The sequence below is a fragment of the Cupriavidus sp. SIMBA_020 genome (assembly GCF_046535395.1).
Classification (GTDB): domain Bacteria; phylum Pseudomonadota; class Gammaproteobacteria; order Burkholderiales; family Burkholderiaceae; genus Cupriavidus; species Cupriavidus campinensis.
The window spans coordinates 582,756-609,628 of sequence record NZ_JAWRWU010000001.1; the positions used below are offsets into that span (position 1 = coordinate 582,756).

A 26,873-nucleotide genomic window follows, 5' to 3' on the forward strand; every position below is an offset into this window, starting at 1 on the left:
GGCTGGTTCACTCCCCCAGCGCCACCCCTTCGCGCCGCGGGTCCGCGCCGCCGGCCCAGCCCGGCTTGCCGTTCGGCAGCGTCTTGCGCACGATGGCCTGCGTGCCGCTCGTCATCTCGATCTCGGCCACCTGGTGGCCCATGCCGCGCAGCGATTCCACCAACTGCGGCGTCACCAGCCCCTTCTCCACCTCGGTCGGGCCATTGCGGCTGCCGAAGTTGCCCATGCCCACGGCGGCCTGCACGTCCATGTCCCAGTCCAGCAGGCCGACCAGCGTCTTCGACACGTACTCGATGATCTGCGAGCCACCCGGCGAGCCCAGCGCCGCCACCAGCTTGCCGCTCTGGCGGTCGAACACCAGCGTCGGCGCCATCGACGAGCGCGGGCGCTTGCCCGGCTGCACGCGGTTGGCCACCGGCCTGCCGTTCTCGGTCGGCGTGAACGAGAAATCGGTCAGCTGGTTGTTCAGCATGAAGCCGCGCACCATGATGTGCGAGCCAAAGTACGACTCGATGGTGGTGGTCATCGACAACGCTCCGCCCCGGTTGTCCACGGCCACGATCTGCGAGGTGGAGATACGCGGCGGCGAGCGGTCCGGCGCAAACGCCACCCGCACCCCGGGCGGCGTGCCCGGCTGGGCGCGGCCCATGCTCTTGTCGCCGATCAGCGCGGCGCGCTCGGCCAGGTAGGCGGGGCTGACCATCGCGGCCACGTCCACCGGCACAAAGTCGGCATCGGCCACGTAGAGACCACGGTCGGCGTAGGCCAGGCGGTCGGCCTCGGAGATCGCGTGCACGGCCAGCGGCGCGGCTTCCACGCGGGCCGGGGTGTTCACCGGCTGCGGCTTCAGGCTGGCCAGCGCGTAGCGCGGGTCGCGTTTCTCCAGCGCCTCCAGCGTGCCGAGGATCTGGGCGATGGCGATACCGCCCGACGACGGCGGCGGCATGCCGCACACCTTCCAGCGCTTGTAGTCCGTGCAGACCGGCACGCGCTCCTTGGCGCGATAACCCTTGAGATCGGCCGTGCTCAGGCTGCCCGGATTGGCATGGCCGTTGACCTTGGCAGCGATGTCCCGCGCGATTGGCCCGTTATAGAACACGTTCGGACCACCCTTGGCGATCTCGCGCAGGGTCTTGGCCAGTTGCGGATTCTTGACGAGGGTGCCGACCGGCTTGGCCTTGCCCTGCGTATCGAGGAAGTAGCCGGCCATCTCCGACGAGCCGATCATGAACTTGTCCGCCGCCACCTGTGTGTAGAGCCGCTGCGACATCGGGAAGCCATTCTCGGCCAGCGTGATGGCCCGCTGGAACAACCGCGCCCAGGGCAGCCGGCCATGCTGGCGGTGCGCCATCTCCAGCGCGCGCAGCACGCCGGGCACGCCCACCGAGCGGCCGCCGATCTGGCCTTCGGAGAACTCCATCGGCTTGCCGTCCGCGCGCATGAACAGGTTCTCGGTGGCGCCGGCAGGGGCCGTCTCGCGGCCATCGTAGGCCTGCACGCGCTTGCCGTCCCAGTACATGATGAAGGCGCCGCCACCGATGCCGGTGGCCTGCGGCTCCACCAGCGTCAGCACGGCCTGCATGGCGACAGCGGCGTCGATGGCCGAGCCCCCCGCGCGCAGGATCTCGCGCCCGGCCTCGGTGGCCAGCGGATTGGCCGCGGCAGCCATGTGCTTCTGCCCGTAGCTGGTGGTCATGCCCGGCCGATAGCCCGAGGAGACCTCCGGCGCAGGCGGCATGGCCGCCGCCGGCGCCTGCGCCGGCGCGGTCGTGGCCGCGTTCGATGCCGATGGCGTGCCGGCGTCCTTGGCGGCAGTGCCGCAGCCCGCCAGCACGGCGGCGAGCGCCACGGCCAGCGTGCCGCGCCACAGCAGGGAGGGGGTTGACGGGGAAACTGCCGGTGTCTTCGTCACTGCGCGAGCCATGCCATCTCTCCTGGGGGGGAAGCTGTGGCGATTGTAGACGCAGATGACCGGTAATGCGCTTGTAAACGGCTGATTGGCCGATGGGCCAATCAGCCGATCGGGGGTGACCGGCACGGAGACGGGGCGGCGGGCGCCACCCCGTATACATATAGTCAGTCCGCCATCACAGCGTGGTGAACGACCAGTTCAGGTTCACGCCCTGCCCGTTCAGCGTGCCGCCGACGGTAACGTTGTAGCGGGTCTTGGCCGCCAGCGGGGCGCGCGGCGTGCAGATGGCCAGCCCGCGCGCGTAGCTCGACATGCCCGAGGTACGCGCATCCACCTTCTCGCAGGGCACGTTGGTGCCGGCGGCGTCGGTGATGGTGAACGTATCGGCATTGAACGTCAGCGACGTGTTGATGGCCTGCACCGACACCGGGTAGCCCATGGTCTGGCCTGCGTACGCCGGCGCCGGGTTGGGGCTCTCGTTGTTGACCCAGCTCGCCGGCACATCGGCCTGGCCGCTGTACGGGTAGGCCACCATCTGGTTGTCCGCGCCGCCCTTGCTGGCATCGGCGAGGTCGATGGTCTGGTAGTAGCTGGCCGTGGTGCCGCCGCTGCTGCCGGCGCCCACGCTTTCGGCAAACCCGCTGCCGGCCGAGCCGTAGCTGCCCAGCAGCGCGGCGCGGTGGAACGGCGCGTTGACGAGGTCCGCCACGAGCGCGTCTTTCGGCGTCATCGACAGGTTGGCGCCCGCCGCACTGGTCCACTTGTTGCCGGCCGCCACGACTTCGGCCGTGGCATTGGTCGGATAGGCGGCCTGGATGCGGTCGTTCGGCGCCGCGCCGGTGTAGCCGGGCTTGCCCGACTGCTCGTCGTGCGTGAGCAGGTTGTTGGCCAGCATGTAGGCGGTGTGGTTCTGGGCGACGGTATTGAGCGCGTCGCGCGCGGTCAGCGGCGGCAGGCCCACCTGCTCGCGCCGATAGTTGGCGTAGCAGAGGCCGGCGCTGCGCGCGTCGTCCAGCACGCGATAGCCCGAGACCCCGGTGCCGCGCGCCGGCAGCAGGCTCACGCTGCCGGTGACCGGCGCCGGGGCGCTGCCGGTGACGGTGTAGCAGGCGCGGTCGGCGCCGGCCGGGAGCGTCGCCGTCTGGCCGGCGCCGGGGGCCTGCCCGGACGCCGCCTGGCTCGCATTGGCGCCACCGGCTGCCGGAGCGGCGCTGGTACCGGCGCTGGGCGCGCCATCGCCGCCGCCGCCACAGGCACTGAGCGCGAGGGCGGCGCAGGCCGCCAGGATCGTCATCGGCATGGGTCGCGCGAAGGCGTTCGCGCGGGAGGGCATGGAATCGTTACGCAAGTGTTTCCCTGGCATCGGAATGCGGCTCTGTAGTCGTGGATGGAGGGGACTGCCGGGTGTGGACGCGCGCGCGGGGGCGCGGTGTCATGCGGGCATGAGACGTCCGGGGCAGGTGGAACGGGACGATGTTAGGGAGCGCCTCCCGCATCGTCCAGCCTGCTAACAATGCCTTACGTTGTGACCCGCGCGCGGCGCACGGGGGTGCAATAGGCGTTACGCGTTACGCGTTACGCGTCGGCGGGCGGGACGTCGCCCATGCCGTTCCCGAGCGACGTCATCACCGCCATCAGCTGCTCGCGCAGCCAGCGGTTGGCGCCGTCGTTCTCGCCGCCGGCATGCCAATAGAGATGCAGTTCCAGCGCCGGCACCTTGAACGGCAGCGCCAGCAGCCGGTTGGCGTAGGGCTCATTGGCGATGCGCGCGTAACGCATCGGCAAGGTGGCGAGCAGGTCCGTGCAGCTGACCACGCGGCAGGCCGCCGCATAGTGCTGGCAACGCAGCCGCACGCGGCGCGTCAGGCCCATTCGGTGCAGCGCCTGATCCTCCAGCCCCGCCCCGCGCCGACGTGACGATACGTGCACATGTTCGGCCGCGAGGTAGCGCTCCAGCGTCAGCTCCTTCTTCACCAGCGGATGGTCGCGCCGGGCCAGCACCACCATCGGATCGGACATGAACGCGGCATGGTGAATCGCCGGGGAAACCGGCAGCAGGATGTCGATGGCCGCATCCAGCGTGCCGGCGAGCAGTTCGGACTCCATCTCGCGGCGGTCGAAGCGGATCGCCGCAATCTCCACATGCGGTGCCATGGCCGTCACACGCGCCATCAGCGGCGGCAGCAGCGTAGATTCCAGCGCGTCGCGCATGCCGATGGTGAAGCGGCGCGTGGTGGCGGTGGGGTCGAAGTGCGGCGTATCCTGCAGCGTGCGCGCGAACGACTGCAGCGCGCCGCGCACCTCGCCCGCCAGCGAGCGCGCCAGCGGCGTGGGCGCCATGCCCTGCCCGCGCCGCTCGAACAGCGGATCGTCGAACAGCGTGCGAAGCCGCCCCAGCGCATGGCTGACGGCGGGCTGCGTCAGGTTGAGCTGACGCGCGGCTGCGGTGATGCTGCCTTCGCTGTAGATGGCATCGAACACCACGAAGAGGTTCAGGTCGATCCGGGATAGCTGCATGGCAGGCATTCTGGCATGGAAATGCAGGACATTGATACTGTCCAATCCAGAAAATTCATTTTTCTTATTACGCGCAGTCCGCTAGAGTAGGCCCCAGTCGGCATCCGTCCCAAGCGATGCCTGCCGTCACACCCCCGAATGTAGCGAGGAGACCCCATGCAATTCGAGTACACGCCCAAGGTCAAGGACATGCAGGCCCGGCTGCTGGCCTTTTTCGACAAGCATATCTATCCGAACGAAAAGCGCTTCTACGCCGAGATCCAGGCCAACCGCGAAGCCGGCAACGCCTGGATTCCCACCAAGGTGGTCGAGGAACTGAAGCCGCTGGCGCGCGAGGCCGGGCTGTGGAACCTGTTCCTGCCGCGCTCCAAGCGGGCACCGGAGGGGCTGTCGAACCTCGAATACGCGCCGATGTGCGAGATCATGGGCCGCGCGCCCTGGTCGCCCGAGGTGTTCAACTGCGCCGCGCCGGACACCGGCAACATGGAAACGCTGGAGCGCTACGCCTCCGAAGAACTCAAGGACCAGTGGCTGGAACCGCTGCTGCGCGGCGAGATCCGCTCGGCCTTCCTGATGACGGAGCCGGACGTGGCCTCGTCGGACGCCACCAATATCAGCTGCCGCATCGAGCGCGATGGCGACCATTACGTGATCAACGGCACCAAGTGGTGGTCGTCGGGCGCCGGCGACCCCCGCTGCAAGGTCTACATCGTGATGGGCAAGACCAATCCCGATGCGGGCCGCCACGAGCAGCAGTCGATGATCGTCGTGCCGGCGGACACCCCGGGCATCACGATCAAGCGCTTCCTGCCCGTGTTCGGCTATGACGATGCGCCGCACGGCCATATGGAGATCGAACTCAAGAATGTGCGCGTGCCGGCTGCCAACATCCTGCTGGGCGAAGGGCGCGGCTTCGAGATCGCCCAGGGCCGCCTCGGCCCGGGCCGGATCCACCACTGCATGCGCAGTATCGGCGTGGCCGAGCGCGCGCTGGAACTGATGTGCAAGCGCAGCCTGGACCGCGTGGCCTTCGGCAAGCAGATCGCCCGCCAGGGCGTGACGCAGGAGCGCATCGCCGAAGCCCGTTGCGACATCGAGATGGCACGCCTGCTGACGCTGAAGGCCGCCTACATGATGGACACCGTGGGCAACAAGGTGGCCAAGGCCGAGATCGCCATGATCAAGGTGGTGGCGCCGAACGTGGCGCTGCGCGTGATCGACTGGGCGATCCAGGTGCACGGCGCCGCAGGTGTCTCGGGTGACTTCCCGCTGGCCAACTGGTGGGCGCACCAGCGTACGCTGCGCCTGGCCGATGGTCCGGACGAGGTGCACCGCAACGCCATCGCCAAGCTGGAACTGGCCAAGCACATGAGCCTGAACCCGGACAGCATCCAGATGCCGGTGACACGCGGCTCCTGAGCCACGGCAACTGCTGGACGTCGTAGTTTGCCGAAGCGCGCGGCCCGTGGGCCGCGCGTTTTTTCATTGGTGCGGCTGCGATGACCGCACCGCCAGCAGGCTTATTTCTTCTGTGCTCTAATCGCTCGGACCCTGGCGACGCTGGTCGCCGGGCCCCTTCCCCATCGGAATTTTCCGAACATTTCCGAAGCAGCCAGGAGAGCGCTCCCTCATGATCGACGTCTACACCTGGGCGACGCCCAACGGTCACAAGGTTCACATCATGCTCGAGGAATGCGGCCTCGAGTACAAGGTCCATCCGATCAACATCGGTGCTGGCGACCAGTTCGGCGAGGACTTCCTCAAGATCAGCCCGAACAACAAGATCCCGGCCATCGTCGATCCCGACGGGCCGGACGGCAAGCCCATCTCGCTGTTCGAGTCGGGCGCCATCCTGCTGTACCTGGCCGGCAAGACCGGCAAGTTCCTGCCCGAGGACGTGCGCGGCAAGTACGAAGCCCTGCAGTGGCTGATGTTCCAGATGGGCGGCGTGGGGCCGATGCTGGGCCAGGCGCACCACTTCCGCATCTACGCGCCGGAGAAGATCGAGTACGCGGTGAACCGCTACACCAACGAGGCCAAACGGCTCTATGGCGTGATCGACAAGCAGTTGTCGCAGCACCCCTGGCTGGCCGGCGACAGCTACAGCGTGGCGGACATCGCCACCTTCCCCTGGCTGCGCAGCTGGCAGAACCAGGGCGTGGAGCTGGACGACTATCCGCACCTCAAGCGCTGGTTCAACGAGATTGCCGAGCGCCCCGCCGTGAAGCGCGGCGTGGAAGTGCTCGCCAAGGAGCGCAAGCCGATGCGGACCGATGCGGAGCGCGAGATCCTGTTCGGCGCCACGCAGTACCAGCGCCGCTGATCGCTGGCATCCCGGTCAGCCGTCAGGCCGCCCGGGGCAGCACGAGCGCAGGTTCGGCTTCGCCGACCGGCGAGCGCGCACAGCACAGCAGGCCCGCGCCGGGCACCATGGCATCGATGCAGTAGTCGTCGTAACGCTCCGGCGCGAAGGCCATGCCGGGTTGCAGGTAGACGGTACGCACGCCGGCCGTACCGCGTGTGGCACGCCATTGCAGGCACAGCGTGCCGCGGTAGCAGGTGGCCCATATCGTGTCATGGGCGTGCAGCCGCTGGGCCCAGTCGGGCTCGCCGGGCTCGATCACGACGAAACTCGGGGTGCCGGGCCGGCTGCCGGCCTGCGGCACGGTGCGCACCAGCACGCTGTCCAGCACGGCCTGGAGCATGACCGGCTGCCCAGACTGGGGCGTGAAGACATCGCCCCCGGCCAGCGCGGCCAGTTCCTGGCCGGCGGACAGCACGCGCAGGCCGCCGCGCAGGCAGGCCCACCACTCGGCCGGGGCGGAAACGATGCCGGATTGCATGTCGCCGGCACGCAGGAACACGTGGTGGCAGGCGTGACCGAGCCCGGCCGTTGCCGGAATGACACATAACTGTAAACCGACGCTCAGGTCCGGAAAGTCCGGCAGGGGCGGCGTTGCACCGCACAACCCGGCGTCGAAAAACGAAAAAATCTGCATGGCATTCCCCAAAACGGAGCCTGGGACGCATGGGTCCCACGGAATGCGCAATGGCGGCAGGCCACGATGCGGCGCGGATTTCCGCCCGCCGATCTCCCCCCTCACTGCGCGACTGCCCCGTTTCGGTACGGCTTAAGTGCCGTCCGGTAATACCATCGCTTCCGTACCCGTTTTGGGTACATCCCTTATGATGCGGATCTGGTACCGATAGAACGACGAACTATAGGTTGTCGTGACGCTTGGGTCAAACCCTTAGGCTCTGAGCGACTTAAAATCCACAAAGCAGCATATGACAGGCGACCCTCTCAAGCTGTTCGGGCGACATCTGACCTGGTTGCGCAAGCAGCGCGGCTGGTCTCAGGAAGCCCTGTCGCTGGAAAGCGGTCTGGCAAGATCGTACCTCAGCGGCATCGAACGCGGCACACGTAATGTGGCTCTTTATAACATATGTACTCTAGCTGACACACTCGGCGTGGCACCGCCCGAGATGCTGGATTTTTCGCGCCACGAAACCGCCGCCGCGCCCGTGGAGGCGCCGCGTTCGCCGTATCAGGCCGACACCTCGCCGGCCGTGCAGGCGACGATGCGCTACATGGCCGAACTGAGCGATTTCGAGCGCGACGTGGTGGCCGGCGTAGCCCGCGCGCTGGCCCGCAAGCAGCCGCGCTGAGCCTGCCCCACCCGCCGCACCTTATACCGTCAGCAAGCCCTGGCGTTCGATAAAGGCGATGACCTGATCGAGCCCCTGCCCGGCCTTGACACTCCCCATCACGAATGGCCGCTCCCCGCGCATCTTGCGGGCGTCGGCTTCCATGATCTCGAGTGAGGCACCCACGTACGGCGCCAGATCGGTCTTGTTGATGACCAGCAGGTCAGACTTCGTGATTCCCGGCCCGCCCTTGCGCGGGATCTTCTCCCCGCCGGCCACGTCGATCACGTAGATCGTCAGGTCGGACAATTCCGGGCTGAAGGTGGCGGCCAGATTGTCGCCGCCAGACTCGATGAAGACGATGTCGGCATCGGGGAACTTCGCCAGCATGCGGTCCACGGCCTCGAGGTTGATCGAGGCATCCTCGCGGATCGCCGTGTGCGGGCAGCCGCCCGTCTCCACCCCCATGATCCGCTCCGCCGGCAGCGCGCCGGAGATCGTCAGCAGGCGCTGGTCTTCCTTTGTATAGATGTCATTGGTAATGGCGACCAGGTCATAGCGGTCGCGCATGGCCTTGCAGAGCATTTCCAGCAGCGTGGTCTTGCCGGAGCCCACGGGGCCGCCCACGCCAACGCGCAGGGGCGGATTTTTCTTGGTTCGGGTCATGTTTGTGGCTGGGTCAGGAACGGAACAGCCGGGAGTACTGCGTCTCGTGGCGTGCAGAGAGCAGCCCCAGCATTGGGGAAAACGTGGACAGGCGGGGCGGATCGGCGTCGGCGCGTTGCGCCGCTTCATCGACCACGGCCAGCACGGCCGGGTGCAGCCCGCGCAGGATGTGCTGGCCGGCCACCTGGCCGAGCGGCACCGCCTTGATCGCGGCGGCGACCTGGTTTTCGGTCCAGTTGAAAGCATAGGCCGCCAGGCCGTCACGCGCGTCCACGCCCAGCGCCACGCAGGCGGCCGTGAACGCGGTGGGCAGGCAGATTGGCGCCAATTCGGACAAGTCCGATGCCATGGCGGCACCGCCCCACCCCATCTGGCCGATCAGCTTCGACAGCGACCAGCCCATCTGCTCGGTTTCGAGCCGAAGCTCGGCCGTCTCGCGCGTGGCGTGGAACCAGTCGTTCCAGTGCCGCACGGCGGCCAGGTCGCGCGCCAGCCAGGCACGATGAAGCAGCAGCCAGACCGGCGCCTCGCAGTGCGCCTGCACATGCGTGAGGTTGTCCCGGATCCACCGCTCGGCGCTGGCCGCATCGGTCACCAGCCCGCAGTCGATGGCCGCCTCGAGCCCCTGCGAATAGCTGAACCCGCCAATCGGCAACGCCGGCGACGCCAGATGCAGCAGCGAGATCAGTTGGGGGAGCGCGGTCATGGGGCGGTTGGGGCGGATTCAGTGCTTGTGGCCACAGTGCTCATCATGAACGTGGCCATGGTCATGCCCGTGGTCATGGCTGTGACCGTGGTCATGCCCATGATGGTCATGGAACACCGCCTGCGCCGCCGCGTAATCCTCAGCGAAGGTGGCGTCGTGGCCGTGTTTGTGGCCGCCGCCGTAGGCACCGGCCTCGGGCTCGAAGGGTAGTTCGGCGCGGGTGGCCTGCACGCCGAGGCGGGCCAGCATGTCCGCCAGCACGGCGTCGAATTCCAGCCGCAGGTAGTCGCGGCCGACTTCCACCGGGGTGTGGCGGTTGCCCAGGTGGTAGGCGGCGCGCATCAGGGCCAGCGGATCGGTTGCCGTCACTTGCAGTACGGACTCGGGGGCCGCCTGCACCTCGACGAAGGTACCGTCCTCGGCCACCAGCAGGTCGCCGCCACGCAGCACGGTGCCGCGCGGCAGGAACAGCGCGGCTTCCGCCCCGTTGTCTAGCACGGCGCGCAGGCGGCTCTTGCTGCGCTCGCCGAACGGCAGCACGAGCTTGGGGGCGCGCCGCACCAGCACCGGCGCAATGCCGTGCGGGGCGGGGAGGAGTTTGTCGATCTTGATCACAATCAGGGGCCGTCAGAACAGGAAATAGCGCTGCGCCATCGGCAGCACGGTGGCGGGTTCGCACATCAGCAGCTGGCCATCGGCGACTACCTGATAGGTCTCCGGGTCCACGGTGACGTGCGGCTGCCAGTCATTGTGGACCATATCGCGCTTGCTCACCGTACGCGTGCCGCGCACCGCCGCCAGCGTCTTGGCCAGCCCGTAGCGCCCGCCCACGTCCGCCGCCAGCGCGGCCTGCGACACGAAGGTCAGCGACGAGCGCGGCAGCGCCCCGCCCGCCGAGGCGAACATCGGCCGGTAGTGCACCGGCTGCGGCGTGGGGATGGACGCGTTGGGGTCGCCCATCGCCGCCGCCGCGATCATCCCGCCCTTCAGGATCAGGCTCGGCTTCACGCCGAAGAAGGCCGGCTTCCACAGCACCAGATCGGCCCATTTGCCCACCTCGATCGAGCCCACCTCGTGCGCGATGCCATGCGTCAGCGCCGGGTTGATCGTGTACTTGGCGATGTAGCGCTTCACACGGAAGTTGTCGTGGCCGCCGCGCGCGTCGTGCGGGTCGCCCGGCAGCTTGCCGCGCTGCGCCGCCATCTTGTGCGCGGTCTGCCAGGTGCGGATGATGACTTCGCCCACGCGGCCCATGGCCTGCGAATCGCTCGAGATCATCGAGAAGGCGCCCAGGTCGTGGAGGATGTCCTCGGCCGCGATGGTCTCGCGGCGGATGCGCGACTCCGCGAAGGCGATGTCCTCGGCAATCGCCGGGTCCAGGTGATGGCACACCATCAGCATGTCCAGGTGCTCGTCCAGCGTGTTCACGGTGTACGGGCGCGTGGGATTGGTCGACGACGGCAGCACGTTGGCCTCGCCGCAGACCTTGATGATGTCCGGGGCGTGGCCGCCGCCGGCGCCCTCCGTGTGATAGGTGTGGATCGTGCGCCCCTTGAAGGCGGCGATGGTGGCCTCCACGAAGCCGCCCTCGTTGAGCGTGTCCGTGTGGATGGCCACCTGGGTGTCGGTGGCATCCGCCACGGTCAGGCAGGTGTCGATGGCCTGCGGCGTGGTGCCCCAGTCCTCGTGCAGCTTCAGGCCGATGGCGCCCGCCTCGACCTGCTCGGTCAGCGGGCCGGCCTGGCTGGCATTGCCCTTGCCGAGGAAGCCGATGTTCATCGGGTAGGCGTCGGCCGCCTGCAGCATGCGCTCCATGTACCACGGCCCCGGCGTGACGGTGGTGGCGAAAGTGCCCGTGGCCGGGCCGGTGCCGCCGCCGATCATCGTCGTCACGCCACTCATCAGCGCTTCCTCGATCTGCTGCGGGCAGATGAAGTGGATGTGGCTGTCTATGCCGCCGGCGGTGACGATCATGCCCTCGCCCGCGATGACCTCCGTGCCGGGCCCCACGACGATGGTCACGCCGGGCTGGATGTCCGGATTGCCGGCCTTGCCGATCGATGCGATGCGGCCGTGCTTGAGGCCGATGTCGGCCTTGACGATGCCCCAGTGGTCCACGATCAGCGCGTTGGTGATGACGGTATCGACGCAATCCTTGGCCATGCGCTGGCTCTGGCCCATGCCGTCGCGGATCACCTTGCCGCCGCCGAACTTCACTTCCTCGCCGTAGATCGTGTAGTCACGTTCGACCTCGATCACCAGCCCGGTGTCGGCCAGCCGCAGGCGGTCGCCGGTGGTGGGGCCGAACATCTCGGCATAGGCCTGCCTGGAGATTTTCACGCTCATCACAGCGCTCCCATGATCTTGCCGTTGAAGCCGTAGACGATGCGGTCGCCGGCGAGCGCCACCAGTTGCACCGTGCGCGACTGGCCGGGCTCGAAGCGCACCGCCGTGCCGGCGGCGATATCCAGCCGGAAGCCGCGCGCGGCCTCGCGGTCGAAGTCGAGCGCGGCATTGGTTTCGTAGAAGTGGAAGTGCGAACCCACCTGCACGGGGCGGTCGCCGGTGTTGGCCACCGTGACGTTCACCGTGGCGCGGCCCGCGTTCAGTTCGATTTCGCCGTCGAGCGGCATCAGTTCACCGGGAATCATCGCAAGGCTCCTTGAGGGTGACGTCCGCCGCTCAGGCGACCAGCAGGCCGGCGCCGTACAGCGCCACGCCAGCCCCGGCCACGCGGGCGATCCAGCCCGCATGGCGGCGCAGGAACAGGCCCGCGCCGATGCCCAGGCCGTGCAGCACCATCGTCGCCACCGCGAAGCCGCCCACGTAGGCCAGCACCGCGGGCATGGCGCCAGCCGTGGCCGGCAGCTCGGCGCCGTGCGCGTAGCCGTGGAACAGCGCGAAGCCGCCGACGACGGCCATCCCGGCCATGGCCGACAGGCGCGCCCGCACGGCCACCAGCAGGCCGATCACCAGCAGCGACACCGCGATCATCGGCTCCACGGCCGGCAGCGTCACGCCGGCAAGACCTAGCGCCGCGCCCACCAGCATCATGGCGACGAAGGCCAGCGGCAGGCGCAGCAGGTCGGCCTTGGCCGGCGCGCCTTGCCCGAAGGCGCCGCGTGAACTGGTGGCGAGCGCGCTCCACACGCCCACGGCGGCCATCGCCAGCAGGTGGTCCGCGCCGGTGAACGGGTGCAGCAGGCCGGCCCAGAGGCTGGCGCCTACGGTGGCGGCGTCATGGCCGGGATGGGCGAAGGCGGACGCGGTGGCCAGGGTCAGCACGGTGCCCGTGGCGGCGCGATGGAGGAATCGGTGCATGGTTGCTCTCTTGTTGTGGAATTGGGTGTCAGACGATGGGATGGTGCACGGTGACGAGCTTGGTGCCGTCCGGGAAGGTGGCCTCGACCTGGATCTCGGGGATCAGTTCGGCCACGCCGTCCATGACGTCCTCGCGGCTGAGCACGGTGGTGCCCTCGTGCATCAGGTCGGCCACGGTGCGGCCGTCGCGCGCGCCTTCCATGATCGCGGCGGTGATCAGGGCCACGGCCTCGGGATAGTTGAGCTTGAGCCCGCGTGCGCGGCGGCGCTCGGCCAGCAGGGCGGCGGTGAAGATCAGCAGCTTGTCCTTCTCGCGCGGCGTCAGTTCCATCGTTCTGTTCCTCGTTCTTTGCTTGTCTTGTTGTCAGGTGGCCCAGAGGCGCAGCGGCCGGGCCGCCACGCCGTGGATCGGCGCGCGCAGCGCGGACCAGGCGCCGGTCATCACGCGCCGCACGGCTTCCATGTCACGCCCCAGGACGCGCAGGAGCAGCATGGACTGCCCTGCAGACCCGGCAAGGCAGGTCACGCCGGCGCGCAGGTCCGGCGCGTAGGGTAATGGTTCGGCCAGGGTTTCGGCCAGTGCCGGCGTGGCGCCCTGCCCCACCGCCCAGAGCGTGCCGAGGATGTGCAGGCCGTCCATGCCCGCCACGGCGGGGCGCAGCGGCGAGGTGGCATCGACCTGCGATTGCTCGATCCACAGCGCGCGGTCCGGGCCGGCCACGCGGGTGTCCAGCCACAGCGCGCCGCTCGACCAGCGCTCGCCCGAGGCCTGCCGGCCCAGCACCACGGCATCCCAGCCGATGGCGCTGCCGGTGGGCGCCACGACGACGTCCGTGGCAATGCGGGCGCGCGCATCGTCGAACACGATGTTCTCCTGCGGCAGCCAGTCCAGCCGGGCGCCGTCGGCCACATCGATGCGCACCTGCTGGGCGGCCTCGCGGCCGAGCGACTTGTACCATTTGGTGGCGCCCGGCGTGGCCAGCACGGCATGGGCGCCGGCTTCCACGGCGATGTCGATGTCGAGCCTGTCACCGCCGGCCACGCCGGCGGGCGGATGCAGCACCACCACGTGGCAGATGTCGCCCTCCGGATAGAGGGGCTTCTGCACCAGCAGCGGCCCCTGATGGCGGCGCTCGACCAAGGCGGTGCGGCCCGCGCGCGCGGCGAAGCGCAGGCGCAGGCTGGCATGCCAGGCGGCGGGCATGGCGAGTTGGGATGGGAAATCGGGGTGACGCATGGGCGAAGATTACACCGCGATCAGCTCCCGCACACCATCCTGTTCCATGGTGGCGCCCTCGCCCCGGGCCACCACCTCGCCCCGGCTCATCACGACGTAGTGATCGGCCAGATGACGGGCGAACTCGTAGTACTGCTCCACCAGCAGCACCGTCATGCCGAACTCGTCCACCAGCAGGCGCAGTGCGCGGCCGATGTCCTGGATGATGGACGGCTGGATGCCTTCGGTGGGCTCGTCGAGGATCAGCAGCTGCGGCTCGCTCATCAGCGCCCGGCCGATGGCCAGTTGCTGCTGCTGGCCGCCGGAGAGGTCGCCGCCGCGGCGCGAGCGCATCGTGCGCAGCACCGGGAACAGCTGGTAGATGCGGTCCGGCACGCCGTTCGGGCGCGCGCGGCTGGCGGCGCCGATCAGCAGGTTCTCCTCGACGGTCAGGCGCGGGAAGATCTCGCGGCCCTGCGGCACGTAGGCGAGCCCGGCCGAGACGCGCTCGTACGGGGCCTTCTTCTCGAGGGCCTTGCCCTCCCAGCTGATGTGGCCGCTACGCGTGGGCACCACGCCCATCAGGCATTTGAGCAGCGTGCTCTTGCCCACGCCGTTACGGCCGAGCAGCGTGGTCAGCTTGCCCTGGGGCACCTCGAACGAGATGTCGCGCAGGATGTGGCTGCCGCCGTAGAACTGGTTCAGTGCATTGACCTGCAGCATGGTTACCTTCCCAGATAGGACTCGATCACGCGCTCGTCGCGCTTCACGGCGTCTAGCGTGCCTTCGGCCAGCAGGCTGCCCTCGGCCAGCACCGAGACCTTGCCGGACGGTCCGGCCAGCGCCGCCACGAATTCCATGTCGTGCTCCACGACCATCATCGAGCAACTGCCGCGCAGGCTGTTCAGCAGGCCGGCCAGCTGCATCGTCTCTTCGTCCGTCATGCCGGCCACGGGTTCATCGAGCAGCAGCAGTTGCGGCTGCTGCATCAGCAACATGCCGATCTCCAGCCGCTGCTTCTGGCCGTGGGACAGCAGGCCGGCCGGGCGATACGCCTCGTCTTCGAGCCCGGTCAGCGCCAGCGTTTCCTCGATGCGGCGATGGCCCTCGCCGGTCAGCCGCGCGCGCAGCGACGACCACCAGCGCTTGTCCGCCTTCATCGCCAGTTCCAGGTTCTCCCATACTTCGTGCTGCTCGAACACCGTGGGCTTCTGGAACTTGCGGCCGATGCCGACCTGCGCGATGCGCGGTTCGGTCATCCGCATCAGGTCGATGGACTGCCCGAGGAAGACGCGCCCGCTGACGTTGGCGTTGCGCGGGCCGGTCTTGCCGGTGATGACGTCCATCATCGTGGTCTTGCCGGCGCCGTTCGGGCCGATCACGCAGCGCAGCTCGCCGTGATCGATGGACAGCGACAGCTTGTTGAGCGCGCGGAAACCGTCGAACTGCACGGTCAGGTCCTCCAGGTAGAGGATGGGACCGTGCGAGGTGTCGATGACGCCGGGCTCCAGCACGCGGCCCAGGCCGGTGGCGTCGCCGCTCTCGGCCTGATCCGCGCCGCGCTGTGCACCGTGTTGTGCGCCATGTTGTGAGGTGGCCGCGTTCATGCCTCGCTCCCTTGCTGCGGGGTCACGGCGGCCGGGCTCACCGCCTCGCCCGTGGCCGCCTGGATCTTCTGGGCGGCCGTGCGCTTGCCGCGCAGGCGGCGCCACAGACCGACCACGCCATCGGGCAGGTACAGCGTCACGAGCACGAACATCGCGCCGAGCAGGAACAGCCAGTACTCGGCGAAGTAGGCCGTGAACATGGTCTTGGCACCGTTGACCAGGAAGGCGCCGACAATCGGCCCGATCAGCGTGCCGCGGCCGCCCACGGCCACCCAGACCGCCATCTCGATGGAGTTGGCCGGCGACATCTCGCCCGGGTTGATGATGCCCACCTGCGGCACGTAGAGCGCGCCGGCAATCCCGCACAGCACGGCCGAGAAGGTCCAGACGAACAGCTTGTAGCCGAGCGGGTTGTAGCCGGAGAACATCACACGCATCTCGGCATCCCGCACGGCGGTGACCACCCGGCCCAGCTTCGACGTGACGATGTAGCGGCACGCCACGAACCCGGCCAGCAGCGCCAGGAAGGTCAGCACGAACAGCGCGGCGCGGGTTTCCGGCGCGGCCACGGCGTAGCCGGCGATGCGCTTGAAGTCCGTGAAGCCGTTGTTGCCGCCGAAGCCGGTCTCGTTGCGGAAGAACAGCAGCATCGCCGCGTAAGTCATGGCCTGCGTGATGATCGACAGGTACACGCCCTTGATGCGCGAGCGGAACGCGAAGAAGCCGAACAGCCACGCCAGCACGCCCGGCACCAGCACCACCAGCAGCAGCGCGTACGGCAGGTGCTCGGTGCCGTGCCAGAACCAGGGCAGTTCCTTCCAGTCGAGGAACACCATGAAGTCGGGCAGGTCGCTCTTGTACACGCCTTCACGGCCGATCGACCGCATCAGGTACATGCCCATCGCATAGCCGCCCAGCGCGAAGAACAGGCCGTGGCCGAGGCTCAGGATGCCGCAGTAGCCCCACACCAGGTCCAGCGCAATGGCCGCCAGCGCGAAGCACATGATCTTGCCGATCAGCGTCAGCGCGTAGGCCGACAGGTGCAGCGGGTGGCCCTCCGGAATCACCAGCGCGCAGATCGGCACGCCGACCGCGACCACCAGCGTGAGGATGACCAGCGCCAGCCACACCTTGCGCGAGAAGAGCGGCTGGCGCTCGGGAACCGAGAGGCGGAACGGCGCCCCGTTCGAGGAGTTCGATTGAAAGCTACGCATGTCATGCCTCCGCGCTGCGCCCTTTGAGCGCGAACAGGCCCTGCGGGCGTTTCTGGATAAACAGCACGATCAGCACCAGGACGAAGATCTTGGCCAGCACCGCGCCGTAGAACGGCTCGATGAACTTGTTGATGAGGCCGAGCCCGAAGGCGCCGACGATGGTGCCGGCCAGCTGGCCTACACCGCCGAGCACCACCACCATGAACGAATCGATGATGTAGGCCTGCCCGAGGTCCGGCCCTACGTTGCCGATCTGGGACAGCGCGCAGCCGCCCAGCCCGGCGATGCCGGCGCCGAACGCGAAGGCGTAGCTGTCCACCTTCCACGTGCGCACACCCACGCAGGCCGCCATGGTGCGGTTCTGCGTGGTGGCGCGCACGAACAGCCCGAGCCGGGTGCGGTTCAGCACGGCCCACGCCACGGCCACCACGGCCAGCGCGAAGGCGATGATGACGATGCGGTTGTACGGAATCACGAGGCCGGCCATCGCGGTGACGCCTCCGCTCATCCAGTTGGGATTGGCCACTTCCACGTTCTGGGCGCCGAAGATGGTGCGCACGGCCTGCATCAGCAGCAGGCTGATACCGAAGGTGGCCAGCAGCGTCTCGAGCGGGCGGCCGTACAGGTGGCGCAGCACAATCCGCTCGATGGCGAAGCCGACGACGCCCGCCGCCAGGAACGACGCCGGCAGCGCCGCCAGCAGGTACCAGTCGAACGCGTTGGGCGCATAGGCGCGGAACAGCGTCTGCACCACGTAGGTGGCGTAGGCGCCGATCATCAGGAACTCCCCGTGCGCCATGTTGATGACGCCGATCAGCCCATAGGTGATGGCCAGGCCCAGCGCGGCCAGCAGCAGCACGCTGCCAAGGCTCAGGCCGGCAAACAGGTTGCCGAGCAGCTCGGCGCGACCCTGCTCGCCACGCATCTTGTCGATGGCCTGCTGCGCGGCGGCGCGTACATCGGCATCGGGCTCCTTGAACTTGCCCGCTTCATCGCGCTCCACCAGCGGCGTCAGCTTCTGGCGGATCTGCGGATTGCTGTCCTGGCCGAGGATGCGGATGGCTTCCAGCCGCGCGTCGCGCGTGGCGTCGGTGCCCTGCGCCAGCACGGTGCTGGCCCAGATCACGTCGAGCCGGGCGCGCAGGCCGGCGTCGGCCTCGGCCTTGCGGGCCGTTTCCACGGCTTCACGCGAGGCATTATCGGGTTGATCGGACAAGGTGTTGATGGCCTGCGTGCGCACCGCGATGTCCGGCGATTGCAGCAGCAGGCTGCTCGCGGCGCTATCGACGATGGCCCGCAGGCTGTTGTTCAGCGTGAGCGACTCGAGTTCATCGGCCTTCACGGTCACCGGCTTGCCGGTGACGGCATCGACGGTTTTGCCATCGTCCTGGCGCACCATGCCCACTGATGGCGCATATTGCAGCGTGTCGTCCTGGAGCGCGCGCAGGATCGGCCCAGCCTGTTCGGGCGGCGCCTGCGTCAGCGCGGCGAGCGCAGCGGTCTTGGCGTCGAAGTCGTCTTCAACCAACGGCTTGAGGTCAGCCTGCGTGAGCGGTGCCGCCCACAGCGGCGCGGCGGCCAGCAACAGCACAGCCAGCATGGCGCGCAGCCACGGCAAGGCGGACGGGAATGGAGATCGGTGCATAGGGCTGGCTGGCGTCTGATATGGCGCGATGGTTCGCGTCTTTTATGCGTGGAACGACCGAGGGAGGGCTCCCCTCTCCCAAGGGAGAGGGGCAAAACACCATGGATACGCTGAAGATCAGCGGCCGGCGACAACCTTGTCCGGCTTGCCTTCGTTACCCGCGATGAACGGGCTCCACGGCTGTGCGCGCACCGGCTTCGGCGTCTTCCACACCACCGTGAACTGGCCGTCGCCCTTCACTTCGCCGATCATCACCGGCTTGTACAGGTGATGGTTCTCGCCCATGGTCAGCGTGAAGCCGTCCGGCGACTTGAAGGTCTGGCCGTACATGGCCTGGCGCACCTTGTCCGCATCGGTGGTGCCGGCCTTCTTGACCGCCTGCGCCCACATGTGGATGCCGACGTAGGTGGCTTCCATCGGGTCGTTGGTCACACGCTTGTCGCCGCCGGGCAGGTTGTTGGCCTTGACCCACGCCGCCCATTGCTTCTTGAACGCGTCGTTCTCGGGGTTCTTCACGGACATGAAGTAGTTCCAGGCGGCCAGATGGCCGACCAGCGGCTTGGTGTCGATGCCGCGCAGTTCTTCCTCGCCCACGGAGAAGGCCACCACCGGCACGTCCTTGGCCTTCAGGCCGGCGTTGCCCAGTTCCTTGTAGAACGGCACGTTGGAGTCGCCGTTGATCGTCGAGATCACGGCCGTCTTGCCGCCTTGCGAGAACTTCTTGATGTTGGCGACGATGGTCTGGTAGTCGCTATGTCCGAACGGGGTGTAGACCTCCTCGATGTCCTTGTCGGCCACGCCCTTGCTCTTCAGGAACGCGCGCAGGATCTTGTTGGTCGTGCGCGGGTACACGTAGTCGGTGCCGAGCAGGAAGAAGCGCTTGGCGCCGCCGCCTTCCTTGCTCATCAGGTATTCCACGGCCGGGATGGCCTGCTGGTTAGGCGCGGCACCGGTGTAGAACACGTTTTTCGACATCTCCTCGCCCTCGTACTGCACCGGGTAGAACAGCAGCGAGTTCAGTTCCTCGTAGACCGGGAGCACGGACTTGCGCGATACCGAGGTCCAGCACCCAAACGTGACGGCGACCTTGTCCTGCGTGATCAGCTGACGCGCCTTTTCGGCGAACAGCGGCCAGTTGGAGGCGGGGTCCACCACCACCGGCTCGAGCTTGCGGCCGAGCACGCCGCCGCTCTTGTTGATCTCGTCGATGGTCATCAGCGCCACATCCTTGAGCGAGGTCTCGGAGATGGCCATCGTGCCCGACAGCGAATGCAGGATGCCGACCTTGATCGGATCCTTCGACTGCGCCAGCAGCGGGCTGGTACCGATCATCGCCGCGGCGGCTACCGCCGACAGCTTCAGCATGTCACGTCGTTTCATTGCAGCTCCCAGTTTGTCGTATATGGTCAGGGACTCTACGCACCCCGGGTGATCCTTCTGCAACTAGCGTGCCATGGACTGCCAGGCCGGGAACGATCAAAGGTGGGAGGAAACGTCACGGCGGGTGATGCCGACGCACCATTGCGGTGCCAACCGGGCCGCCGGTGCCGCGCCCGGCGCCGCACCGGCATCGTGCACGGCCGCAAATCAGTGCAGGATGCAGGCCGGCGGCAGTGCATCGCGCACCGTCGGCAATAAAAAACGGGGCCCGAGGGCCCCGTCTTCGCTGCATGCCTGACGATGCTTACTTCATCATCGGCATCATGTTGGCATTCATGTTGTGCATGATCCAGAGCGAACCGGCCAGCACGATGAACAGGATCAGCAGCGTGAACAGGAACGCCATGACGTTCCAGCGCTGACCCTTGGAGCCATCCATATGGAGGAAGTACTTCAGGTGGACCACGATCTGGACCACGGCCATGCCGAGGATGATCCAGAGGATCGTGCCGCGGTCCATGGTGCCGTCCATCACGATCTTGAACGGGATCACCGTCAGGATCACGGCCAGCACGAAGCCGATCACATACGACTTGACGCTGCTGTGGCCGTGCGACTCGCCGTGGGCAGCCGTTGCATGTTGTTGTGCCATTACAGTGCTCCCATCAGGTAGACCACGGTGAAGACGCCAATCCAGACGATGTCCAAGAAGTGCCAGAACAGGCTCAGGCAGTTCAGGCGCTTTTCCATCGTCGCGGTCATGCCCTTCTTGTTCAGCTGCCACATCAGCACGAGCATCCAGACCATGCCGCTGGCCACGTGCAGCCCGTGGGTACCCACGAGCGTGAAGAACGACGACAGGAACGCGCTGCGGCCGGGGCCGGCGCCTTCGTGGATCAGGTGATGGAACTCATAGATTTCCATCGACATGAACGCGGCACCCAGCAGGAACGTCACGCCGAGCCAGAACAGCACGCGACCCTTGCTGCGGTTCTGCAGCGAGATCATGGCGAAGCCGTACGTGATCGACGAGAACAGCAGGATGAACGTCTCGACCAGCACGAAGTTGAGCTCGAACAGCTCCTTGCCCGACGGGCCGCCCGCCACTTCGCCGCGCAGCACGGCGTAGGCGGCGAACAGGCACGCGAACAAGATGCAGTCGCTCATCAGGTACAGCCAGAAACCGAAGACGGTGTTCTCGCTGGTGTCGTGATGGGCGTGGTCGTGGTCATGCGCGGCATCGTGCGCGTGGCCGTGGGCGGGGGCTTGCGCCCCGAAACGGTCTAGAACTTCAGTCGACATGATGATCAGCCCTGCGTGGCGATGCGCTGCTGGTGCAGCGTTTCGATCTGCTCGACCTGCTTGGCCGGCACGTAGTAATCGATATGGTCGTCGTTGGCGCGGCGGATGAACGCCACCACCATGCCAACCAGGCCCACGGCGGCAAGCCACCAGATATGCCAGGTCAGCGCGAAGCCCAGCACGAGGCTGAAGGCACCCATGTAGAAGCCTGCGCCAGTGTTCTTCGGCATGTGGATCTGCTCGTAGCCGTCCGTGCGGATGGTCTCGCCACGGGCCTTCATGTCGGCAAACGCGTCCAGGTCACGCACCACCGGGGTGTGCGCGAAGTTGTAGAACGCGGGCGGCGACGACGTGGCCCACTCCAGCGTACGGCCACCCCACGGATCGCCCGTGACGTCGGCCAGCGCCTTGCGGTTGCGGATCGACACGACGATCTGCAGCACCTGGAAGCCGATACCCATGGCGATGAACACCACGCCAATCACGGCCGCGTACAGGAACGGGGTCCAGGCCGGGTTGTCGGTATGGTTCAGGCGGCGGGTCATGCCCATCAGGCCCAGCACGTACAACGGCATGAACGCGAAGTAGAAGCCAACCAGCCAGCACCAGAACGCGCACTTGCCCAGACGCTCGTCCAGCTTGAAGCCGAACGCCTTCGGCCACCAGTAGGTCACGCCGGCCAGGTAGCCGAACAGCACGCCACCGATGATCACGTTGTGGAAGTGGGCAATCAGGAACAGGCTGTTATGCAGCACGAAATCGGCTGCCGGCACGGCCATCAGCACCCCGGTCATGCCGCCGATCACGAAGGTGATCATGAAGCCCAGCGTCCACAGCACCGGCGACGTGAACTGCACGCGGCCACGGTACATCGTGAACAGCCAGTTGAAGATCTTCACCCCGGTGGGGATGGAGATGATCATCGTGGTGATGCCGAAGAACGCATTCACGCTGGCGCCGGAGCCCATCGTGAAGAAGTGGTGCAGCCAGACGATGAACGACAGCACCATGATGGCGGCGGTGGCGTAGACCATGCCCTTGTAGCCGAACAGCTTCTTGCCCGAAAACGTCGAGATGATCTCCGAGAAGATACCGAACGCCGGCAGGATCAGGATGTACACCTCGGGGTGGCCCCAGATCCAGATCAGGTTCACGTACATCATGGCGTTGCCGCCACCGTCGTTCGTGAAGAAGTGCATGCCGAAGTAACGGTCCAGGCCCAGCAGCGCCAGCGACACCGTCAGCACCGGGAAGGCAGCCACGATCAGCACGTTGGTGCACAGGGCGGTCCAGGTGAACACCGGCATGCGCATCAGGGTCATGCCTGGGGCGCGCATCTTGAGGATGGTCACGAGGAAGTTCACGCCGGTCAGCAGCGTGCCCAGCCCTGATATCTGCAAGGACCAGAGGTAGTAGTCCACCCCTACGCCAGGACTGTAGTCGATGCCCGACAGCGGCGGATAGGCCAGCCAGCCGGTACGCGCGAATTCACCAACGCCCAGGGAGATGTTGACCAGCATCGCGCCGGCCACGAACAGCCAGAAGCTCAGCGTGTTCAGGAACGGGAACGCCACGTCGCGCGCGCCGATCTGCAGCGGCACCACAAGGTTCATCAGGCCCGTCATCAGCGGCATGGCCACGAAGAAGATCATGATCACGCCGTGGGCGGTGAAGATCTGGTCGTAGTGCTCAGGGGGCAGGATGCCGGGGTCGCCATTGGTGGCCAGCGCCAGCTGGGTACGCATCATGATGGCGTCGGCGAAGCCGCGCAGCAGCATGATCAGCGCCACCAGCGAGTACATCACGCCGATACGCTTGTGGTCGACGGACGTGATCCACTCGCTCCACAGGTAGTTCCACTTCTTGAAGTACGTGATCCCGCCGAGCAGCGCCAGCCCGCCAAGGGCCACGCAGCTCAGCGTGATCATGATGATCGGCTCATGAAACGGAATCGCCGACAAAGTCAATTTGCCAAACATCATTGCTCCTAGGATTGCGCGCCCAGCGCCGGCTTGGCCGGCGTGGTCATGGACACCCGCTCTTCGCCGAGCGTGTTACGCGACGTGCAGACCGGGCCACCATCGAAGCCCTCGCGGGCCATGGCGCGGCCGTCGGCGCCCATGTACTGATGCAGGATGCCGGTGTACAGGCCGTCTTCGACCTTGCCGTAGAGGGCAACCGGCTCCGCTTCGCTCGGCTTGGCCAGGACCTTGTAGTCCGCAGCGTCGAGCTGGCGGTCAGACGCGCGCACCTTGGCCACCCACGCGTCGAAGTCGAAGTTCGACATCGCAACGGCCTTGAACTTCATGCCCGAGAAGCCGCCGCCGCTATAGTTGGCGGACATGCCGTCATACGTGCCGGCTTCGTTGGCGATGAGGTGCAGCTTGGTCTCCATCCCGGCCATGGCGTACACCTGGCTGCCCAGCTGGGGGATGAAGAACGAATTCATGATCGAATCCGAGGTGATCTTGAAGTTCACCGGGGTACCCACCGGCAGCGCCAGCTGGTTGACCGTGGCGATCTTCAGTTCCGGATAGATGAACAGCCATTTCCAGTTCAGCGCGACCGCTTCCACGGTAATCGGCTTGACGCTCGATTCCAGCGGCTTGTACGGGTCCAGGTCGTGCGACGACTTCCAGGTGATGTAGCCCAGCACCGCGATGATGATGCAGGGGATCAGCCAGACCACCACCTCGATCTTGGTCGAGTGCGACCAGTCCGGCTCGTACCGGGCAGCCTTGTTGGTGGCGCGGTACTTCCAGGCGAAGACCAGCGTCAGGACGATCACCGGCACCACCACCAGCAGCATGAGCCAGGTAGCGATCAGGATGATGCCCTTGATGTCGACACCGACCTGACCCTTCGGGTCGAGCAGCGTCATGTTGCAGCCGGCCAGCAACAGCAAGCCAAGGCTAGGCAGGAACCGCGTCCAGCGCGGCATTATGGGTTTTTTCATGTCACGACGGTCTGGTTGGGCCGCTCCCGACATGCAGGCGCGGCACCGCCATCCGCTGCACGGGGCAACTGGCTGGCTGGGCTGGGAAAAACCGGAGGACGTGTCCAAAGCTGGCGTTGCGGAACTGGCGATGCAAGCGCCTGCGGACCATGCGGCCGGGCAACGCCATGAACGCGGCTGGACAGCAACTGACGACTGCGTGCGCGGGATGCCGGAGGGGGCGGTGCGTGCGCTGAGGTAACCGACTGCCTGAACTGCGATCGATCCCGGCTCAAGACTGCCGCCGGGACGAGCGTTGTGTCACGATGCTCACGCGATTTCCACCGGTTTCGACCACCCCGCCAGCGCAGCGGGCACGGTCTTCGCGCGGATACCGCATAACATAAAACATCGTGGGCGCGACTGTACCGCAACGCAACATTAGGGGTAAACCCACGGGGTGCGGAAACACTGTTCGGAAAATCGGACAATGACATCGGCCGCCCGAAAGTGTCGCGCGCAGGGGACAGCCATGTCGTGATGGATCGTTTTTCAACGATTCCACTGGACAAACGACGAGGGCCGCGTTCTAGCGGCCCTCGTATTTTTCCGATTCAGATCGGAACTGGCTGGCGCTCAGGAGTAGCGTCGGCTGATCGATTCTGCCACGCAGACCGGGCGGTCGCTGCCCTCCCGCTCCACCGTCACCTCCCAGGTGGACTGGGCGCCGATCAGGCCGTTGGGCATCGGGTCGAGCCGCTCCACCTTGAGCAGCTTCACGCGGGCGCGCAGGCGACTGCCCACCGGCACCGGCGAGGTGAACCGCACCCGGTTCAGGCCATAGTTGACACCCATCTTGACGCCTTCCATGTGGATCGCGTTCTGCATGAACTGCGGCAGCAGCGACAGGGTCAGGAAGCCATGGGCCACCGGGGCGCCGAACGGCGACTCGCGCTTGGCGCGCTCCACGTCGATGTGGATCCACTGGTGGTCGCCAGTGGCCTCGGCAAACAGGTTGACCTGCTGCTGCGTGATCTCGGTCCAGTCGCTGACGGCCACTTCCTGGCCTTGCAGGCTTTCCAGCTCTTCCAGCGATGCGATGGTGCGCATGGTGTCTCCTCTTTTGCGTCGTCTCGATTCGGGGTTCGTATTATGCCGGCCGCCGGCCGTACATGCCCATGCCCTTGACCGTGCAGACCAGCTCGCCGTGCTGGTTGGTGGCTTGCCACTGGGTCAGCACCACGCCGCGGTCCGGCTTGGACGAGGACGGGCGCGTCTCCAGCACCTTCAGCACGGCCGTCAGCGTGTCGCCCGCATAGACGGGCTTGATCCAGCGGATCTCGTCCACGCCCGGCGAGCCCATGCTGCTGCTCCGGTCGCCCATGGACTTCACCAGCAGCTTCATCATGATCGCGCAGGTCATCCACCCGCTCGAAATCAGCCCGCCGTAGATGCTCTTGGCGGCGGCGTCCTTGTCGATATGGAACGGCTGCGGGTCGTACTGGCTCGCAAACGCCACGATCTCCGCCTCGGTGACCGTGTAGCTGCCCAGCGGATGCTCGCTGCCAACCTGGTAATCCTCGAAATACATCTTTGACATGTTCGCTCCGTAGATGGCGTTACCAGAAGCAAAAAACCGCGCCGGGGACAACGGGCGCGGTTTCTGTACAACGTGGGGCTCAGGCGGCTGCCTGGAAGCCCGGCTGGCTGGCGAAGCGGCCCAGGTGGTGGTCCACATCGCCAAACGTGGTGTTGATCAGCGTCAGCCGCTTGAACATGTGCGCGGCCGGCAGTTCGTCCGTCACGCCCATGCCGCCGTGGATCTGCACCGCCTCCTGGCCAACCGTGCGGGCGGCCTGCCCCACGCGCGCCTTGGCGGCGGACACGTAGCGGCGGCGCTCCTCGGGGTTCGACTCCTCGAAGCGGGCCGCAGCCAGCAGCGTGATCGAACGAGCCTGCTCGGCATGGATGAACATCTCGACCATGCGGTGCTGGAGCGCCTGGAAGCGGGCGATGGGCATGCCAAACTGCTGGCGCGTCTTGGCGTACTCGAGCGTGGCGGCGTTCAGCGTGTCGATCACGCCCACGGCTTCGGCGCACAGCAGCACCGCGCCGTAGTCGGCCGTGGCTTCGAGCACGTCCCAGCCCTGCCCCTCGGCGCCCAGCAGCGTGGCCGGGGCGTCCTGGAAGGTCACGTCAGCAGCGCGCAGATTGTCGATGGTGCGGTAGTCGGTCACGCTCACGCCGGCGCCGTTCGTATCGACCAGGAACAGCGAGATGCCAATCGTGTCGGCATCGGCGCCGCTGGTGCGGGCGGACACCACGAGCTTATCGGCCTGTGCACCGTGGATCACCACCACCTTGCGGCCGTTCAGCTTGCCACCCTTGGCCGTCACGCGCACATCATTCAGCGCGTAGCGCGACTGCGGCTCGTTGAACGCCGTGGCCAGCTTGACCTCACCGCCAGCTACCTGCTCGAGCAGGGCGTCCTGGCCGCCGGCCAGCTTCAGCGCATGCGCGGCGACCACGGTGGCGAAGTACGGCTCCACCACCAGGCCACGGCCCAGTTCCTGCTGCACCACCATCATGTCGACGGCCGTGCCCGAGAAGCCGCCCTGCGCTTCCGGCACCGGCAGCGCGGTCAGGCCCAGTTCGACCAGCGCGCCCCAGGTGCCCTCGCCGTAACCAGCCTCGGCCTTGATGTTTTTCTTGCGCGACTCGAAGTCGTAGCTCTTGTCGATGAAGCGGCGGACGGCGTCGGCCAGTTGCTTCTGTTCGTCGCTGAGATTGAAGTTCATGTTGCG

The 26,873-nt window shown here is 66.9% G+C and carries 27 protein-coding genes; 3 read left to right on the top strand and 24 right to left on the bottom strand.

The window, feature by feature from the left end:
- Window positions 1-7: 7 nt before the first annotated feature.
- From SB751_RS02710 to SB751_RS02720, 3 genes are all read right to left on the bottom strand, one after another.
- Window positions 8-1,924: a gamma-glutamyltransferase family protein gene (locus SB751_RS02710; RefSeq protein WP_144201485.1), complete on the bottom strand. Its 1,917-nt coding sequence runs from the start codon at window positions 1,922-1,924 to the stop codon at window positions 8-10.
- A gap of 163 nt (window positions 1,925-2,087) precedes the next feature.
- Complete coding sequence (locus SB751_RS02715) at window positions 2,088-3,212, bottom strand: CAP domain-containing protein (RefSeq protein ID WP_246119020.1); 1,125 nt, start codon at window positions 3,210-3,212, stop codon at window positions 2,088-2,090.
- 275 nt (window positions 3,213-3,487) lie between these two features.
- The gene (locus SB751_RS02720; protein ID WP_144201489.1) at window positions 3,488-4,429 is read right to left on the bottom strand and encodes a LysR family transcriptional regulator; all 942 of its coding nucleotides are present in this window, start codon (window positions 4,427-4,429) and stop codon (window positions 3,488-3,490) included.
- Between the two features lie 156 nt (window positions 4,430-4,585).
- Here SB751_RS02720 and SB751_RS02725 point away from each other — a divergent pair, with 156 nt between their 5' ends.
- Window positions 4,586-5,848 carry an acyl-CoA dehydrogenase family protein gene (locus SB751_RS02725; RefSeq protein ID WP_144201491.1) on the top strand — a complete coding sequence of 421 codons (1,263 nt, stop codon included), beginning with the start codon at window positions 4,586-4,588 and terminating at the stop codon, window positions 5,846-5,848.
- Between the two features lie 211 nt (window positions 5,849-6,059).
- A complete protein-coding gene (locus tag SB751_RS02730; RefSeq protein ID WP_144201493.1) occupies window positions 6,060-6,752 on the top strand; it encodes a glutathione binding-like protein in 693 nt (230 codons plus the stop codon).
- A gap of 22 nt (window positions 6,753-6,774) precedes the next feature.
- On the opposite strand, the gene SB751_RS02735 is transcribed toward SB751_RS02730, so the two are convergent.
- Window positions 6,775-7,428, bottom strand: a complete 654-nt coding sequence (locus SB751_RS02735) for a hypothetical protein (protein WP_144201495.1) — start codon at window positions 7,426-7,428, stop codon at window positions 6,775-6,777.
- Window positions 7,429-7,717: 289 nt separating this feature from the next.
- Here SB751_RS02735 and SB751_RS02740 point away from each other — a divergent pair, with 289 nt between their 5' ends.
- Window positions 7,718-8,098 (top strand): helix-turn-helix domain-containing protein, encoded by a 381-nt coding sequence (locus SB751_RS02740; protein WP_092292459.1) that lies wholly within the window; start codon window positions 7,718-7,720, stop codon window positions 8,096-8,098.
- 21 nt (window positions 8,099-8,119) lie between these two features.
- Here the strand turns inward: SB751_RS02740 and ureG are convergent, their stop codons facing one another.
- The 20 genes from ureG to SB751_RS02840 form a co-directional block, all read right to left on the bottom strand.
- Complete coding sequence (gene ureG / locus SB751_RS02745) at window positions 8,120-8,743, bottom strand: urease accessory protein UreG (RefSeq protein WP_144201497.1); 624 nt, start codon at window positions 8,741-8,743, stop codon at window positions 8,120-8,122.
- A 13-nt stretch (window positions 8,744-8,756) separates the two neighbouring features.
- A complete protein-coding gene (locus tag SB751_RS02750) occupies window positions 8,757-9,449 on the bottom strand; it encodes an urease accessory protein UreF (RefSeq protein WP_144201499.1) in 693 nt (230 codons plus the stop codon).
- Window positions 9,450-9,467: 18 nt separating this feature from the next.
- Window positions 9,468-10,064 (bottom strand): urease accessory protein UreE, encoded by a 597-nt coding sequence (gene ureE / locus SB751_RS02755; RefSeq protein WP_410747770.1) that lies wholly within the window; start codon window positions 10,062-10,064, stop codon window positions 9,468-9,470.
- Window positions 10,065-10,076: 12 nt separating this feature from the next.
- Window positions 10,077-11,795 carry an urease subunit alpha gene (ureC, locus tag SB751_RS02760; RefSeq protein ID WP_144201504.1) on the bottom strand — a complete coding sequence of 573 codons (1,719 nt, stop codon included), beginning with the start codon at window positions 11,793-11,795 and terminating at the stop codon, window positions 10,077-10,079.
- A complete protein-coding gene (locus tag SB751_RS02765) occupies window positions 11,795-12,100 on the bottom strand; it encodes an urease subunit beta (protein WP_144201506.1) in 306 nt (101 codons plus the stop codon). The genes ureC and SB751_RS02765 overlap by 1 nt, the downstream gene beginning before the upstream one ends.
- A 31-nt stretch (window positions 12,101-12,131) precedes the next feature.
- Window positions 12,132-12,770, bottom strand: a complete 639-nt coding sequence (locus SB751_RS02770; RefSeq protein ID WP_144201508.1) for a HupE/UreJ family protein — start codon at window positions 12,768-12,770, stop codon at window positions 12,132-12,134.
- 28 nt (window positions 12,771-12,798) lie between these two features.
- On the bottom strand, window positions 12,799-13,101 hold the full coding sequence (locus tag SB751_RS02775) for an urease subunit gamma (protein WP_144201510.1): 303 nt from the start codon (window positions 13,099-13,101) through the stop codon (window positions 12,799-12,801).
- A gap of 33 nt (window positions 13,102-13,134) precedes the next feature.
- Entirely contained in the window at window positions 13,135-14,007 is an 873-nt protein-coding gene (locus SB751_RS02780; RefSeq protein ID WP_186296951.1) for an urease accessory protein UreD, read from the bottom strand.
- Between the two features lie 9 nt (window positions 14,008-14,016).
- On the bottom strand, window positions 14,017-14,709 hold the full coding sequence (gene urtE / locus SB751_RS02785; RefSeq protein WP_092292439.1) for an urea ABC transporter ATP-binding subunit UrtE: 693 nt from the start codon (window positions 14,707-14,709) through the stop codon (window positions 14,017-14,019).
- Between the two features lie 2 nt (window positions 14,710-14,711).
- Entirely contained in the window at window positions 14,712-15,593 is an 882-nt protein-coding gene (gene urtD / locus SB751_RS02790; RefSeq protein ID WP_250025145.1) for an urea ABC transporter ATP-binding protein UrtD, read from the bottom strand.
- Entirely contained in the window at window positions 15,590-16,807 is a 1,218-nt protein-coding gene (urtC, locus tag SB751_RS02795; RefSeq protein WP_250025144.1) for an urea ABC transporter permease subunit UrtC, read from the bottom strand. The genes urtD and urtC overlap by 4 nt, the downstream gene beginning before the upstream one ends.
- A gap of 1 nt (window position 16,808) precedes the next feature.
- Window positions 16,809-18,452 (bottom strand): urea ABC transporter permease subunit UrtB, encoded by a 1,644-nt coding sequence (gene urtB, locus SB751_RS02800; RefSeq protein ID WP_410747771.1) that lies wholly within the window; start codon window positions 18,450-18,452, stop codon window positions 16,809-16,811.
- A 117-nt stretch (window positions 18,453-18,569) separates the two neighbouring features.
- Window positions 18,570-19,832, bottom strand: a complete 1,263-nt coding sequence (urtA, locus tag SB751_RS02805; RefSeq protein WP_144201518.1) for an urea ABC transporter substrate-binding protein — start codon at window positions 19,830-19,832, stop codon at window positions 18,570-18,572.
- A gap of 304 nt (window positions 19,833-20,136) precedes the next feature.
- Window positions 20,137-20,484 (bottom strand): cytochrome o ubiquinol oxidase subunit IV, encoded by a 348-nt coding sequence (gene cyoD, locus SB751_RS02810; RefSeq protein WP_092292429.1) that lies wholly within the window; start codon window positions 20,482-20,484, stop codon window positions 20,137-20,139.
- Entirely contained in the window at window positions 20,484-21,134 is a 651-nt protein-coding gene (gene cyoC / locus SB751_RS02815) for a cytochrome o ubiquinol oxidase subunit III (RefSeq protein WP_144201523.1), read from the bottom strand. Before cyoC ends, cyoD begins: the two co-directional genes overlap by 1 nt.
- A 5-nt stretch (window positions 21,135-21,139) precedes the next feature.
- Window positions 21,140-23,113, bottom strand: a complete 1,974-nt coding sequence (gene cyoB, locus SB751_RS02820) for a cytochrome o ubiquinol oxidase subunit I (RefSeq protein ID WP_144201711.1) — start codon at window positions 23,111-23,113, stop codon at window positions 21,140-21,142.
- Between the two features lie 8 nt (window positions 23,114-23,121).
- Entirely contained in the window at window positions 23,122-24,090 is a 969-nt protein-coding gene (gene cyoA, locus SB751_RS02825; protein WP_211943674.1) for a ubiquinol oxidase subunit II, read from the bottom strand.
- 615 nt (window positions 24,091-24,705) lie between these two features.
- On the bottom strand, window positions 24,706-25,179 hold the full coding sequence (locus SB751_RS02830) for a MaoC family dehydratase (protein ID WP_144201527.1): 474 nt from the start codon (window positions 25,177-25,179) through the stop codon (window positions 24,706-24,708).
- Window positions 25,180-25,219: 40 nt separating this feature from the next.
- Window positions 25,220-25,669, bottom strand: a complete 450-nt coding sequence (locus SB751_RS02835) for a MaoC family dehydratase (protein WP_149136404.1) — start codon at window positions 25,667-25,669, stop codon at window positions 25,220-25,222.
- Between the two features lie 79 nt (window positions 25,670-25,748).
- Entirely contained in the window at window positions 25,749-26,867 is a 1,119-nt protein-coding gene (locus tag SB751_RS02840; protein WP_144201531.1) for an acyl-CoA dehydrogenase family protein, read from the bottom strand.
- Window positions 26,868-26,873: the final 6 nt, after the last annotated feature.

Excerpts from the sequence above, each read along its gene's own strand:
- urtB (WP_410747771.1), bottom strand. The coding sequence starts at position 18,452 with ATGCACCGATCTCCATTCCCGTCCGCCTTGCCGTGGCTGCGCGCCATG.
- urtC (WP_250025144.1), bottom strand. The coding sequence starts at position 16,807 with ATGCGTAGCTTTCAATCGAACTCCTCGAACGGGGCGCCGTTCCGCCTC.
- SB751_RS02835 (WP_149136404.1), bottom strand. The coding sequence starts at position 25,669 with ATGTCAAAGATGTATTTCGAGGATTACCAGGTTGGCAGCGAGCATCCG.
- SB751_RS02730 (WP_144201493.1), top strand. The coding sequence starts at position 6,060 with ATGATCGACGTCTACACCTGGGCGACGCCCAACGGTCACAAGGTTCAC.
- urtE (WP_092292439.1), bottom strand. The coding sequence starts at position 14,709 with ATGCTGCAGGTCAATGCACTGAACCAGTTCTACGGCGGCAGCCACATC.
- SB751_RS02830 (WP_144201527.1), bottom strand. The coding sequence starts at position 25,179 with ATGCGCACCATCGCATCGCTGGAAGAGCTGGAAAGCCTGCAAGGCCAG.
- SB751_RS02740 (WP_092292459.1), top strand. The coding sequence starts at position 7,718 with ATGACAGGCGACCCTCTCAAGCTGTTCGGGCGACATCTGACCTGGTTG.
- cyoA (WP_211943674.1), bottom strand. The coding sequence starts at position 24,090 with ATGAAAAAACCCATAATGCCGCGCTGGACGCGGTTCCTGCCTAGCCTT.
- ureC (WP_144201504.1), bottom strand. The coding sequence starts at position 11,795 with ATGAGCGTGAAAATCTCCAGGCAGGCCTATGCCGAGATGTTCGGCCCC.
- SB751_RS02710 (WP_144201485.1), bottom strand. The coding sequence starts at position 1,924 with ATGGCTCGCGCAGTGACGAAGACACCGGCAGTTTCCCCGTCAACCCCC.
- SB751_RS02715 (WP_246119020.1), bottom strand. The coding sequence starts at position 3,212 with ATGCCGATGACGATCCTGGCGGCCTGCGCCGCCCTCGCGCTCAGTGCC.
- SB751_RS02840 (WP_144201531.1), bottom strand. The coding sequence starts at position 26,867 with ATGAACTTCAATCTCAGCGACGAACAGAAGCAACTGGCCGACGCCGTC.
- urtD (WP_250025145.1), bottom strand. The coding sequence starts at position 15,593 with ATGAACGCGGCCACCTCACAACATGGCGCACAACACGGTGCACAGCGC.
- cyoC (WP_144201523.1), bottom strand. The coding sequence starts at position 21,134 with ATGTCGACTGAAGTTCTAGACCGTTTCGGGGCGCAAGCCCCCGCCCAC.
- SB751_RS02780 (WP_186296951.1), bottom strand. The coding sequence starts at position 14,007 with ATGCGTCACCCCGATTTCCCATCCCAACTCGCCATGCCCGCCGCCTGG.
- SB751_RS02750 (WP_144201499.1), bottom strand. The coding sequence starts at position 9,449 with ATGACCGCGCTCCCCCAACTGATCTCGCTGCTGCATCTGGCGTCGCCG.
- SB751_RS02725 (WP_144201491.1), top strand. The coding sequence starts at position 4,586 with ATGCAATTCGAGTACACGCCCAAGGTCAAGGACATGCAGGCCCGGCTG.
- SB751_RS02770 (WP_144201508.1), bottom strand. The coding sequence starts at position 12,770 with ATGCACCGATTCCTCCATCGCGCCGCCACGGGCACCGTGCTGACCCTG.
- SB751_RS02775 (WP_144201510.1), bottom strand. The coding sequence starts at position 13,101 with ATGGAACTGACGCCGCGCGAGAAGGACAAGCTGCTGATCTTCACCGCC.
- SB751_RS02765 (WP_144201506.1), bottom strand. The coding sequence starts at position 12,100 with ATGATTCCCGGTGAACTGATGCCGCTCGACGGCGAAATCGAACTGAAC.
- cyoD (WP_092292429.1), bottom strand. The coding sequence starts at position 20,484 with ATGGCACAACAACATGCAACGGCTGCCCACGGCGAGTCGCACGGCCAC.
- ureG (WP_144201497.1), bottom strand. The coding sequence starts at position 8,743 with ATGACCCGAACCAAGAAAAATCCGCCCCTGCGCGTTGGCGTGGGCGGC.
- cyoB (WP_144201711.1), bottom strand. The coding sequence starts at position 23,113 with ATGTTTGGCAAATTGACTTTGTCGGCGATTCCGTTTCATGAGCCGATC.
- SB751_RS02720 (WP_144201489.1), bottom strand. The coding sequence starts at position 4,429 with ATGCAGCTATCCCGGATCGACCTGAACCTCTTCGTGGTGTTCGATGCC.
- urtA (WP_144201518.1), bottom strand. The coding sequence starts at position 19,832 with ATGAAACGACGTGACATGCTGAAGCTGTCGGCGGTAGCCGCCGCGGCG.
- SB751_RS02735 (WP_144201495.1), bottom strand. The coding sequence starts at position 7,428 with ATGCAGATTTTTTCGTTTTTCGACGCCGGGTTGTGCGGTGCAACGCCG.